The organism is Streptomyces sp. NPDC002564, assembly GCF_042889645.1.
Lineage (GTDB): Bacteria > Actinomycetota > Actinomycetes > Streptomycetales > Streptomycetaceae > Streptomyces.
In genome coordinates this window covers 227,155-237,739 of the sequence record NZ_JBIARE010000004.1, presented here as the reverse complement: position 1 = coordinate 237,739, position 10,585 = coordinate 227,155, and the positions used below count along the sequence as shown (strand labels likewise).

The 10,585-nt window shown below is 74.6% G+C and carries 14 protein-coding genes; 4 read left to right on the top strand and 10 right to left on the bottom strand.

The genetic code is table 11. From position 1 onward, the window contains the following. Window positions 1-170 precede the first annotated feature (170 nt). Window positions 171-431 carry a hypothetical protein gene (locus tag ACFYXE_RS16260; protein WP_361169032.1) on the bottom strand — a complete coding sequence of 87 codons (261 nt, stop codon included), beginning with the start codon at window positions 429-431 and terminating at the stop codon, window positions 171-173. Between the two features lie 315 nt (window positions 432-746). On the opposite strand from ACFYXE_RS16260, the gene ACFYXE_RS16255 reads away from it, so the two are divergent. Beyond that, window positions 747-1,031 (top strand): hypothetical protein, encoded by a 285-nt coding sequence (locus ACFYXE_RS16255; protein WP_361169035.1) that lies wholly within the window; start codon window positions 747-749, stop codon window positions 1,029-1,031. Window positions 1,032-1,059: 28 nt separating this feature from the next. Here the strand turns inward: ACFYXE_RS16255 and ACFYXE_RS16250 are convergent, their stop codons facing one another. The 3 genes from ACFYXE_RS16250 to ACFYXE_RS16240 all read right to left on the bottom strand — a co-directional run bounded on the left by ACFYXE_RS16250 (window position 1,060) and on the right by ACFYXE_RS16240 (window position 3,214). Beyond that, window positions 1,060-1,821 carry a M23 family metallopeptidase gene (locus ACFYXE_RS16250; protein ID WP_389312893.1) on the bottom strand — a complete coding sequence of 254 codons (762 nt, stop codon included), beginning with the start codon at window positions 1,819-1,821 and terminating at the stop codon, window positions 1,060-1,062. A 106-nt stretch (window positions 1,822-1,927) separates the two neighbouring features. Further along, window positions 1,928-2,356, bottom strand: a complete 429-nt coding sequence (locus ACFYXE_RS16245) for an STAS domain-containing protein (protein ID WP_389312891.1) — start codon at window positions 2,354-2,356, stop codon at window positions 1,928-1,930. A gap of 165 nt (window positions 2,357-2,521) precedes the next feature. Then, window positions 2,522-3,214, bottom strand: a complete 693-nt coding sequence (locus ACFYXE_RS16240) for an LPXTG cell wall anchor domain-containing protein (protein WP_389312889.1) — start codon at window positions 3,212-3,214, stop codon at window positions 2,522-2,524. A 277-nt stretch (window positions 3,215-3,491) separates the two neighbouring features. Here ACFYXE_RS16240 and ACFYXE_RS16235 point away from each other — a divergent pair, with 277 nt between their 5' ends. Together ACFYXE_RS16235 and ACFYXE_RS16230 are read left to right on the top strand one after the other, a co-directional pair. Continuing rightward, entirely contained in the window at window positions 3,492-4,727 is a 1,236-nt protein-coding gene (locus ACFYXE_RS16235) for an FAD-dependent monooxygenase (RefSeq protein ID WP_389312886.1), read from the top strand. A gap of 68 nt (window positions 4,728-4,795) precedes the next feature. Next, a complete protein-coding gene (locus ACFYXE_RS16230; protein ID WP_361169050.1) occupies window positions 4,796-4,987 on the top strand; it encodes a hypothetical protein in 192 nt (63 codons plus the stop codon). Window positions 4,988-5,014: 27 nt separating this feature from the next. Here the strand turns inward: ACFYXE_RS16230 and ACFYXE_RS16225 are convergent, their stop codons facing one another. Both ACFYXE_RS16225 and ACFYXE_RS16220 read right to left on the bottom strand, forming a co-directional pair. After that, window positions 5,015-5,380: a hypothetical protein gene (locus tag ACFYXE_RS16225; protein ID WP_361169053.1), complete on the bottom strand. Its 366-nt coding sequence runs from the start codon at window positions 5,378-5,380 to the stop codon at window positions 5,015-5,017. A gap of 200 nt (window positions 5,381-5,580) precedes the next feature. Continuing rightward, the gene (locus ACFYXE_RS16220) at window positions 5,581-5,835 is read right to left on the bottom strand and encodes a hypothetical protein (protein WP_361169056.1); all 255 of its coding nucleotides are present in this window, start codon (window positions 5,833-5,835) and stop codon (window positions 5,581-5,583) included. Window positions 5,836-5,995: 160 nt separating this feature from the next. On the opposite strand from ACFYXE_RS16220, the gene ACFYXE_RS16215 reads away from it, so the two are divergent. Then, a complete protein-coding gene (locus ACFYXE_RS16215) occupies window positions 5,996-7,378 on the top strand; it encodes a glutamate decarboxylase (protein ID WP_389312883.1) in 1,383 nt (460 codons plus the stop codon). A gap of 44 nt (window positions 7,379-7,422) precedes the next feature. Here ACFYXE_RS16215 and ACFYXE_RS16210 read toward each other — a convergent pair whose 3' ends face one another. The 4 genes from ACFYXE_RS16210 to ACFYXE_RS16195 form a co-directional block, all read right to left on the bottom strand. Beyond that, window positions 7,423-8,166, bottom strand: a complete 744-nt coding sequence (locus ACFYXE_RS16210; protein WP_389312881.1) for a GAF domain-containing protein — start codon at window positions 8,164-8,166, stop codon at window positions 7,423-7,425. An 8-nt stretch (window positions 8,167-8,174) separates the two neighbouring features. Beyond that, on the bottom strand, window positions 8,175-8,921 hold the full coding sequence (locus ACFYXE_RS16205) for an ANTAR domain-containing protein (protein WP_389312879.1): 747 nt from the start codon (window positions 8,919-8,921) through the stop codon (window positions 8,175-8,177). Between the two features lie 228 nt (window positions 8,922-9,149). Continuing rightward, window positions 9,150-9,866 carry a hypothetical protein gene (locus tag ACFYXE_RS16200; RefSeq protein WP_389312877.1) on the bottom strand — a complete coding sequence of 239 codons (717 nt, stop codon included), beginning with the start codon at window positions 9,864-9,866 and terminating at the stop codon, window positions 9,150-9,152. Between the two features lie 122 nt (window positions 9,867-9,988). After that, window positions 9,989-10,438 (bottom strand): DoxX family protein, encoded by a 450-nt coding sequence (locus tag ACFYXE_RS16195; protein ID WP_389312875.1) that lies wholly within the window; start codon window positions 10,436-10,438, stop codon window positions 9,989-9,991. Between the last annotated feature and the right edge of the window lie 147 nt (window positions 10,439-10,585).

Sequence of the window (10,585 nt, the reverse complement as noted above, 5' to 3'; positions counted from 1 at the left end):
TTTTCTAAAAAACATACAACACACCCCGCCTCGTGTTGTTTAATCCCGGGTTCTCCGGGGGATACACCGCCGGTGTACAAAACCAGGGGGGGGGGGGGGGGGGGCCCCCCCCCCCCGTCTCAGTACTGCCACGCAGACTCAGCACAGGGGCCGAACGCCCCGCACCTCGGTCAGGAGTGCGAACCCGTGCCGCTGCCCGTGGCGCCGGTCGGGCCCGCGGTGCGGGTCACGGTGTGGAAGTAGGCCTTGCCGTCCGGCGTGAACCCGCTGACCGTCCTGGTGCTCGAACCGCCGTTCGCGTTCGCGGCGTTCTGGGCCTTCTCGTAGGCGGGCCCGTCGCTGCTCGGCGCCGCGACGGCGAGACCCGCACCGCCCAGGACGATGGGGGCGACGAGGGCACCGACGGCTGCGGCCTTGGCGAAGCTGCGCATGACAGATTCCTTTCGAGGAACGGGAGCGCGGCGGCACGGGGTGTGTCGCGCGCACACCCAAGCTGGCCCGGATCGGTGGCGCCCGCGCGCGGGCAGCGGATCCGTGCGCCCGCCGCACGTGTGCACGAACGGCGGCTCGCGCGGCTTTGACCTGGGCATACGTACGGGCTGACGCTCTGTCGGACAAATAGCCCGGCCGGGTGGCCGACGCGCGGGCGCCACCGGGTCCCGGCGGGGCGGCGCGCGGACTGAGCTTCCCGGGTGAGGGCGGTGCGCGACCCGTGACCTTCGGGAGCCTCAGCCGTTTCTGAGGACATGACATCAGCACGACGACTCATCGCCGCCGTCTCGCTGGCCGCCGGAGCCGCGGCCCTCGCCACCCCCGCGGCGCAGGCGGCCCCGCAGCACTCCCACGACACGGCATCGCCCTCGCTCGTCAGCACGCTCGACACCCTCGGGGAGAGCAACCTCCCCGAGGAGCAGCGCGGCAAGGTGCCGGGCGTCGAGAGCCAGCTCGGCGGCCTGCAGCAGCTGAACCAGCTGCACCAGCTCACGGACCTGGTGGCGCCCGTCACGAACGCCCTGCCCGCCGTCCAGTGAGCCGCGCGGCCGTCGGCGCCGGTGCGGTTCAGAGCAGCCGCACCCCGCGCCGGGCCAGGTAGCCCACCGGATCGATGTCCGAGCCGTAGCCCCGCTGGGCCCGTACCTCCAGATGGAGGTGCGGGCCCGTGGCACGTCCGGTGGCCCCGCTGCGGCCGAGCAGGGTCCCGGCGGAGACGCGCGCGCCCACCCGGACGAAGACCTGCGAGAGGTGCGCGACGAGGGCGTAGTGGTTGTCCGGCAGCCGGATCGTCACGGCGTTGCCGTACGCGCCCGACCACCCCGCGACCAGCACGGTGCCGGCGCCCACCGCGTAGACGGGGGTGCCCTGCGGGACGGCGAGGTCGATGCCCGTGTGGTGCCCGGCGAGCCAGTCGCCGCGCACCCCGTAGGCGGCGCTGACCCGGAAGCCGCGGCGCAGCGGCAGCGCGTAGCGCGGCGCGGGTCCCTCGGGGAGGCCGCGCAGTTCGTCCGGGCCGAGCCGCTCGTCCGCGTCCCGCAGCGCGTCCTCGAAGCCGGCGTCGTAGCCGCCGGTGCAGACGTCGCCGTCGGCGTGCCGGTGGGGTTCCTCGGGGTGGTCCTCGGGGTGGGGAGGGTCGTCGGCGTACGGGACGTCGTCGTCGGCGTACGGCAGGTCGTGGTCGGACCGGCGGGCGGCGTCGGCCGCGTGGGCGACGGCGCCGGATGCGGTCAGCGGCAGTGCTCCGCCCACCAGGAGCGCAGCGACGGTTCCCAGAGCGCGGCGCCGTGTGGTGGCCCCTTGTGCCGCGTTCGCTATGTCCTGTTCCATGTCCGCCAGCTCACTGGTGCCGGGCCCGGCGCGCATCCCGGGTGAGCCGCCTGGCGTACCTGGGGCCCGTCCGCCGGGCAGGCCCCGGGCCCGGGGGCGAAAGGCGCTAGGCCGGGGGCGAAACGCCCTCGCCGGTGCTGCGTTCGGCGGGCGGCGGCCAGTGCGGGCGGGCGGGTTCCGGCAGGGAGCGCAGGGCCTGGCCGACCGAGGTGTGCACCGTGAACAGCGACGTGCTGCCGCTGTTCTCCAGCAGCATGCCGAGCCTGCGGCCGACGCCCGCGAGCATCAGGTCGCCGGTCCTGCGCCGCAGCAGCCAGTGCAGGGCGAGCAGGCAGTTCAGGCCGCGGGAGTCGCAGAAGGTCAGCGCGGTCACGTCGAGGATGATGTGCCGGTGGCCGGCGTCGACCAGGCCGCCCAGCGTGTCCATGAAGAACTTCTCGGAGGCCTGGTCGAGTTCGCCGCTGAGCCTGATCACGGCGCAGACGTCGGAGTGCGCGAGGCCCACGATGGTCAGTCGGCGGGGCGGCGTGCCCATCGCACCTCCAGGGGCCGTCGTCGGGGACCGGCCCGGCGCGGCCGGACCGGCCGGGGCGATCTGCTCTCTGCGGGTATACAGGATCCGTGCTTGGCCGTCAGCCCGTCGAGGGCACCGCACGGCTGACACCCGCCCGCCCGGCCGTCGGCGGGCCCGGCGCGGCGATCACCGGCGGCGCATGCGCCGGGAGCGGAGCGTGAGCCAGGCGCCGGCCCCGACGAGGACGGCCGCGGCGCCGCCCACGGCGAGGATGCGCTGGTCGTGGCCGGTCTCGGCGAGCTGCGGCGGGCGCGGGGCGACGGTGCCGGGGCGGGTGGGCGTCGCGCCGGGGCCCGGTGCGGTGGGGGGTGCGGTGGACGGTCGGGACGTCGGAGGCTTGGCCGGAACGGACGGCTGCGGTGCGGTGGGTGACGGTCCGGCGGGCGGCGCCGGTGCGGTCGGCACGGGCGCCGCGAGCGTCGGCTCCGGCGCGGGTGCCCCGGGCGCGGAGGGGCCCGGCGGCGCGTCGCCGTAGCCGCCCGGGGTGTCGCCGCCGGGGCCGTCGGGGGCCGCGCCGTCCTCGGGGGCCGTGCCGGACTCGGGGTTCTGCCGGTCCGGGTGGCCGGGTGCCTCCTGGGCGGGCGGGTGCGGGCCGGGTGCGGGGCCCGTCGACGGGGATGCGGACGTCTCGTCGCCGTAGCCGCCGGGTGGTTCGTCGGCGTAGCCGTGCGGCGCCGGCCCGTGGTCGCGGGCCGGGCTCGCCGCCGCGGGGGGTGCGGACGTGTCGGCCGCGGCGGGCGGCGCGGCCAGGGCGCCGAGCGCGCAGGCCGCGCCCGCCAGCAGGGACAGGGCGGCGGGGCGTCGCTTCGTACGGTGCATGCGAGGGTCCGTCCTCGGTCAGGGGGTGGGAGCGGGCCCAGTCATATCTGACGATCAATGCGCCGCCCGTGCGCCGCCGTCAACTGTCGGCGCATCGGCGCGGCAATTCACCCGACCGTCCGCAGCGCGGCTCATCGCCCGTGCGGCACCGCGTCCCACCGGGCCCGCGTGCGTGGCGAACGGCGGACCGCGCGCCGCGACACCTGCGCGGCCTTCGGGCCGCGTGCTCCGCCTGCACATACCTTGGGGCCCCTCCCGCAGAGAACCAGGAGCGCGCGTGAAGATCGATTGCGTCGGCGGAGGGCCTGCCTCCCTGTATCTGGCCGTCCTCGCCAAACTCCAGGACCCGGCCCACGAGGTCACGGTCCACGAGCGGCACGCGGCCGGCACCACCTACGGCTGGGGCGTCACGTACTGGCCGGACCTGCTCCGGGACCTGTACGCCCACGACCCCGAGTCCGCGCGGCTCATCGAGGCGGGGTCCGTGTCCTGGCGGGGCGGGTTCGCCTACGTCGGCGACCGGACCACCGCCCACGACGGCGACCCCGGGCACGCCATCGGCCGCCACCGGATGCGGATGATCCTGGCCGACCGGGCCAGGTCGCTGGGGGTGCGCATCGAGTTCGGCAAGGAGATCGGCGGGCGCGCGGACCTGCCGGACGCGGACCTCGTCGTCGCCGGGGACGGCGCGCACAGCGGGCTGCGCACGGAGCACGCGGAGCAGTTCGGCACGCGCGTCGGCACGGGCGCCAACCGCTTCATCTGGCTCGGCACGACCCGGGTCCTCACCGCGTTCACCTTCGCCTTCGTGGAGACCGGGCACGGCTGGATCTGGTGCTACGCCTACGGGTTCAGCTCCGAGCACAGCACCTGCGTCGTGGAGTGCTCCGCCGCGACCTGGGAGGGACTCGGCTTCGACCGGCTCGGCAACGAGGACTGTCTGCGCCTGCTGGAGAAGCTCTTCGCGGGCCTGCTCGACGGGCATCCGCTCCTGGGGCGTACGGACATCGAGAGCCACGCCCAGTGGCAGGCCTTCCCCACGGTCACCAACGAGGCCTGGTCGTACGGGAATCTCGCGCTGATCGGCGACGCGGCCCACACCACGCACTACTCCATCGGCGCGGGCACCACCCTGGCGCTGCGCGACGCGATGGGCCTGGCCCGCGCGCTGGAGTCCGCCGCGGGGCCCGCGCGGATCCCCGCCGCGCTCGCCGCGTACGAGCGGGACCGCAAGCAGGCCCTGCTCTCGGTGCAGAGCGCGGCGCGGCACAGCGCCCAGTGGTACGAGAACCTGCCCCGCTACATGGGTCTCGAGCCGCACCAGATGTTCGCCCTGCTCGGCCAGCGCCACTCGCCGCTGCTCCCCTATGTGCCCCCGCAGCTCTACTTCCACCTGGACCAGGCCGTCGGCCGGCTGCAGGCCCTGCGCTGGCTCAAGCAGCGGCTGGGGCCGCGCCTGGCCCGCACCCTGCAGAGCCGCCGCGGTGCGGAGCGGAGCGTTCCGCGGTCCTGAGCCGGATGGTCCCCGCTGAGGGGGGGAGGGGGGCGTAGCCGGGAGGGGCGGGCGTCGTTGGGCAGGGCGTGACCGACGCGAGCAGAAACGTTCACCCTCCCGACGGGGAGCCGCGGGACACCGCATCCGCCACGCCCATCTACGACGCCCTGGTCGACCAGTGGCGCACCCAGGAGCGCGAGATCCCCCGCCCGCCGGACCCGGCCGAGGCCCGGTCACGTGCCGACCGGGAGCCGCGGGACCTGTTCCGGCGCGCCTGATCCCGGGCCGTACGGGAGTGCGGGGCGCTACGGCGACAGCTGGCGGCGGGACAGTTCCGCGAGGGTGCGGACCAGGCCGCCCGGCTCGTCGCCGCCCGCCGGAGCCGTGCCGCCGCCGGGGGAGACGGACCCGATCACCGCGTCGCCCGCGTGCACGACCAGCTCGCTCGGCAGACCGAGCCCGCGCGCCCGGTGGACCACCGCGGCGGCGTCGCCGGAGAAGACGGCGCTGAGGTCGATGACCAGCACGTCGGGCAGCAGGACGCGGGCGCGGGCCAGGGCCAGCGAGCTGTCGTGGGTGTGCGAGAGGACGCACACGTCGGGCACGCTCTCGATCCGGGCGATCAGCTCTGTCGCCTGCTGTCGCCCCACCAGCACCAGCACGGTCAGCACGGTCCCATCCTCCTCCGCGCCCCCGCCGGTGTCCTGGGACGGGCCGCCGGAGGAGTGGCACCGGCACCGCCGGGGAGGGGACCCGGGATGCCGGTGCAGGTGGTGCAGGTGGAGCGAGTGAGGTCGGTGAAGCAGGTGGTACTGGTGACAGCGGTGAAGCAGGTGGTGCAGGTGGTACCGGTGACGCCGGTGAAGACGGGCTATCGGCCGCCGGCGGCCTGCGTGCCGGTCTGCACGGACTGCAGGCCGGTCTCGGCCACGCTCAGGCCGGTCTTGCCCGCGTCCAGGACCTCCTTGCTCGTGCCGGTCGGGTCGGCCAGGGTCTTGCCGACGGCGTGGCCCACGCCGCCGTTGTCCTCGTTGGCCCACTGGCCTGCGGCGTGAGCGGGGGCGGCAGCGGCGACGGCGGCGGCCGCCAGGGTCAGGGAGGCGAGCATGCGCTTGGTGTTGTTCACGGTCTCTCAAACGGTTCCGCGCGCCGGAAGGTGCGCCGTCGCCGCCCCCGGAGCGGGCAATTCCACCGTCCGAGCGACTCGCGCCTTTACCCGCATCTTCGGCGCCGTCTGTGAAGGTGGAGTCCGATCACGTCCGTTTTGAGGTGAAGGGACCGCCATCGTGGGGCTGCACAAGGTGTCATCCGGGACCCGTCAGGCGTACGACGACGTCTACAGCACGCCGATCAGCGCGCGCACGCTGGCCGCGCACCGGGTCCCGGAGCACAGCTCCGATCCGCGCGCCGTGGCCGCGATGGTCAAGGACGAGCTGGCGCTCGACGGCAACTCCTCGCAGAACCTCGCCACGTTCTGCACGACCTGGGCCGAGCCCGAGGTGCACCACCTGATGGACCTGTGCATGGACAAGAACATGGTGGACAAGGACGAGTACCCGCAGACCGCGGAGATCGAGTCCCGCTGTGTGCACATGCTCGCCGACCTGTGGAACTCCCCGGCGCAGGAGACCACCATGGGCTGCTCCACCACCGGGTCCAGCGAGGCCGGGATGCTGGGCGGGCTCGCGCTGAAGTGGCGCTGGCGCGAGGCGCGCAGGGCGGCGGGCAAACCGGCCGACCGGCCCAACCTGGTCTGCGGCCCGGTGCAGGTGTGCTGGGAGAAGTTCGCCCGCTACTTCGACGTGGAGCTGCGCCAGGTCCCCCTGGAGCCCGGCGCGACGGGCCTGCGCCCCCACCAACTGCGCGAGTACGTCGACGAGAACACCATCGGGGTCGTCGCGATCCTCGGCGTCACCTTCACCTGCGACTACGAACCCGTCGCCGAGCTGGCCGCCGAACTCGACGCGATCCAGGCGGACACCGGCCTGGACGTGCCGATCCACGTGGACGCGGCCAGCGGCGGCTTCGTCGCCCCCTTCCTGCAGCCGGACCTCGTCTGGGACTTCCGGGTGGACCGGGTCGTCTCCATCAACTCCTCGGGGCACAAGTACGGCATGGCGCCGCTCGGCGTCGGCTGGATCGTCTGGCGCTCGGCCGACCACCTCCCCGAGGACCTGGTCTTCCGCGTCGACTACCTCGGCGGCGACATGCCGACGTTCGCCCTCAACTTCTCCCGCCCCGGCGGGGAGATCGTCGCGCAGTACTACACGCTGCTGCGCCTGGGGCACGAGGGCTACCGCAAGGTGTACGAGGCGTGTGCGGCCAGCGCGCGGGCGCTCGCCGACGAGATCGCGGACATGGGCCCCTTCACGCTCCTGTACGACGGCCGGGGCGCGCTGCCCGCGGTGTCCTGGACCCTCGCCGACGGCGGGCCCCCGTCCGGCTTCACGCTCTACGACCTGACCGAGCAACTGCGCACCCGGGGCTGGCAGGTGCCCGCCTATCCGCTGCCGCCGGAGCGCCACGAGACGGTCGTCCAGCGGGTCCTGGTCCGGCACGGCATCGGCCACGACAAGATCATGCTCCTGGCCCGGGACCTGCGGGCGGCCGTGGAGCGCCTGTCGAAGGGGTCGACCGGGGCGCCGGAGGTGCCGGGCTTCCACCACTGAGCGGGCGGGACGGGGGCCGGGGCCCGCCGGGTGGCCGGCGGGCCTCAGCCCTGTGTGCGCGGGGGCGCGGGCAGCGCCGAGGTGTCGAAGTCGCCGTCGATGATCCGGGCGGCCAGCTCCGACAGGCGCAGGCCCGCGGTGCGGGCGTGGTCGCGGAACACCTCGAACGCCTCGTCCGGCGTCGCGTTCCACCGCTCGGCGAGGACGCCCTTGGCCTGCTCGACGATCACCCGGCTGTCCAGCGCCGACTGCAACTGCGTGTTCTCCAGGTGGAACTGCTCCAGGGAGCGCTGCTGGAGGATCGCGATGGTCGCCATGTCGGCGAGGGCCTGCGCCAGCGAGATCTCGCTCTCCTCCAGCGCGGCGCCGGTGTTCTGGAAGAGGTTGAGCGCGCCCACCACCCGGCCGCGCAGCCGCAGTGGGATGGCGTGCGTGGTGACGTATCCCGTCTCCCGCGCGCGCAGGGTGAAGCGCGGCCAGTTGGCGAGGGCCTCGGCGGTGGTGAGGTCGATGTCGGTGCGGGGGCGGCCGCTGCGGTAGCACTCGACGCAGGGGCCCTGCGCGTGCTGGAGCGCGAACAGTTCCAGGAGCCGGGTGTGCTCGTCCGACGCGGCCACGATCTGCAGTTCGTCGTGGACGTCGGCGAGCATGATCCCGGCCGCCGAGACGCCCAGGAGCTCGACGCAGCGGGTCGCGAGCCGCTGCAGCAGGTCGAGCACGTCGAAGTCGTCGAGGAGCGTGTCCGCCACCTCGACGAAGGTCTGCGCGAGGCGCTGTTCGCGGCTCATGTCGTCCCTCACCTCTTTCCGCCGTCGGTCGGGTGGGGCCCGTCCATATCGTCCCTGAACCGCAGTCGCCTGGCGACCACGTCCTCCGCCACGGCCCCCAGCGGGCGTTCGCTCGCGTACGCGTAGGCGCGCAGCCGTACCAGGGCCTCCGCCAGCGGCACCCCGAGCTGCACGCTGATCATGCCGGTCGCCTGGTGGACCACGGCCCTGCTCAGCTCCCTGGGCTGGCCGACGAGGGTGGCGGTGGCCGCGTCGTGGCCGCCGCCGTTCGGCGAGGGGCCGCGGGCGCCGTTGAGGAAGGCGCTGGTGAGCGCGGAGGCCAGCGCCGCCGCGTCCTCGTACTGCTGCGGGGTCAGGCCGTGCGGGCCGCGGCACAGCACCGTGAGTACGCCGAGCCGGATGGCGCCGATGCCCAGCGGCAGGCAGTAGATGCCGCCCAGTTCCAGGGCGCGGGCGGCGGGCAGGAAGGCGGGCCAGCGCTCCGCGCGCACCGCGGACAGGTCGGGCTCCACGACGGGCGCGCCGAGCCGCAGGACGTCGGGGCCCGGCCCCTCGCCGAGCGTGAACTGCAGTTCCTCGACGCGCGCGCCGAACGCGGGGTGGCACCAGAGGGGCTCGGCCGCCCGGTCGTCGCCGACCAGCAGGGACACCGTGAGGCCGGCCGCGTCGAGCACGCCCACGGCATCCCGGGCGAGGTGCTCGGCGACGCCGAGGCGCAGTGACCGCAGGACGCCGGCCATGCCATCGCTGATCACCGCTCTCCGTTCCGCCGTGGTCGTGACGCCGGGCGGGCTGCTGCCCGCCCGCGGCGCACACTACGTGGAACCGGCTTGCTTCCCTTGCGCGAACACCGGGCACGGAGAGGGCCGGCACAGGGCCACTCGCACGGGAAGCCTACTGCTCGGGGGAGTGCGGCACGAGCGGGCGTGTTCCGGCCGTCCGGCGGGGTGCGGGGCCGCCCGGCGGGCGGGGGCGCGTGACGGTCAGAAGTGCATCATCGACATCAGTTCGGGGCTGCGCAGGCCCGTCGAGAGCTCCGGCAGGACCTGGCCGGGGCGCAGCCAGCCCGCCTGCTCGGCGGCCGTGACGGCGTCCGCCTCCGCCGTGTCCGCCGCGGTGTTGAGCGCCTCGTCCCTGCCGAGCGCGGACCGGCCTGCGGCGGCCGCCGCTGCCTGCGAGGCCCGGACGGCGGCGCGGCAGGCGGCCTCGGCCGGGGCGCCGTCGCCGTCGTGCCGCTGTCCCATCCGGGCGGCCTGGGCCGCGGAGGCCGCGGCGTTGCGCGCGCAGCGGGAGTCGGCCGCCGGGTCGGGGGCGCTCTCGGCGAGCACGGCGAGGGCCTGGACGCAGACGCGGGCGGCGTGGGCGGCCTGCCAGGCGGTGTTCTGCCGGGATCCGTCGTCCGCGGGGCCGGGCGCGCCGCCGGGCTCCGGGCGGTTCCCGCCAGTACCGGGGCCGGGGCCGGAGCCGGTTTCGGTGTCGGTGCCGGAGCCGGTTTCGGTGTCGGTGCCCGGCCCCCCGCCGTCGCCGGGTGCTGCCTGCCCGATGTGGTGGCTGATCGCCGCGGCCCGCCGGGCGGCGCTGCGGGCGCGGGCCGCGTGCCGCGCCTTCAGGTCCGCCTCGGGGGAGGGCCGGGCCGCCTCGGCGGAGGACTTCGCCGTGCCCGTGTCGTCGCCGGGGCCGGCGGGGGTGCGCTCGCTCATGGCCGTCTCCTCGTCTGCCGGGCGCCCGGGTCCGCCGGGCGACGGCAGGGTGCCATGCCGGGCCCCAACAGGCCAGACACGTGCGGCAGTTCCTGCCGGGCGGGTGCCGGATCGTGCGGTCCCTAGCCGAAGAGCCCGATGGCGTCGTCCAGGGACCAGGTCTGCCAGCTCCAGGCGAAGAGGGCGACCAGCGAGGCCAGCGCCATCATCAGGTTCTGCCCCTGCTCGGCCCAGTCGTGGATCATCAGGACCAGGTAGATGAGGTTGAGGACGATGCCCGCGACCAGGGCCACCGGGGTGAGGAAGCCGGCGATCAGGCCGAGGCCCAGGGCCAGTTCGGCGTAGGCGACGATGTACGCCATCACGCGCGGCCTCGGCTTGACGACGGTGTCGAAGCCCTTGCGCACGAACGGCCACCGGTGTTTCTCGGCGATGCCCGCCGCCCAGCCGATGCCGCCGCCGCCGAACCACTCCTTCTTGTCCTTGTGGCGCCAGCTCTCCAGCCACCACAGGCCGAGTCCGATCCGGAGCACGGCCACCCACTCGGCCCCGCTGAGCCACGTCGTCTGCATCGAGCGCCCTCCCGCGTTGAACTGACGATGCGTCAGTTCAGCGGAACGGGCGGCAATGCGCAAGGGGTCGAGTTGCGGGCGGACGCTTGCCGTCCGCAGGGCGAGGTCATAACCTCCATCTGATGGATCGTCAGATTTAGGTCGAGG

Bases quoted from the DNA above. Each gene is read 5' to 3' on its own strand.
- ACFYXE_RS16195 (WP_389312875.1), bottom strand. From the start codon at position 10,438: ATGCAGACGACGTGGCTCAGCGGGGCCGAGTGGGTGGCCGTGCTCCGG.
- ACFYXE_RS16240 (WP_389312889.1), bottom strand. From the start codon at position 3,214: ATGCACCGTACGAAGCGACGCCCCGCCGCCCTGTCCCTGCTGGCGGGC.
- ACFYXE_RS16260 (WP_361169032.1), bottom strand. From the start codon at position 431: ATGCGCAGCTTCGCCAAGGCCGCAGCCGTCGGTGCCCTCGTCGCCCCC.
- ACFYXE_RS16200 (WP_389312877.1), bottom strand. From the start codon at position 9,866: ATGAGCGAGCGCACCCCCGCCGGCCCCGGCGACGACACGGGCACGGCG.
- ACFYXE_RS16245 (WP_389312891.1), bottom strand. From the start codon at position 2,356: ATGGGCACGCCGCCCCGCCGACTGACCATCGTGGGCCTCGCGCACTCC.
- ACFYXE_RS16255 (WP_361169035.1), top strand. From the start codon at position 747: ATGACATCAGCACGACGACTCATCGCCGCCGTCTCGCTGGCCGCCGGA.
- ACFYXE_RS16210 (WP_389312881.1), bottom strand. From the start codon at position 8,166: ATGAGCCGCGAACAGCGCCTCGCGCAGACCTTCGTCGAGGTGGCGGAC.
- ACFYXE_RS16250 (WP_389312893.1), bottom strand. From the start codon at position 1,821: ATGGAACAGGACATAGCGAACGCGGCACAAGGGGCCACCACACGGCGC.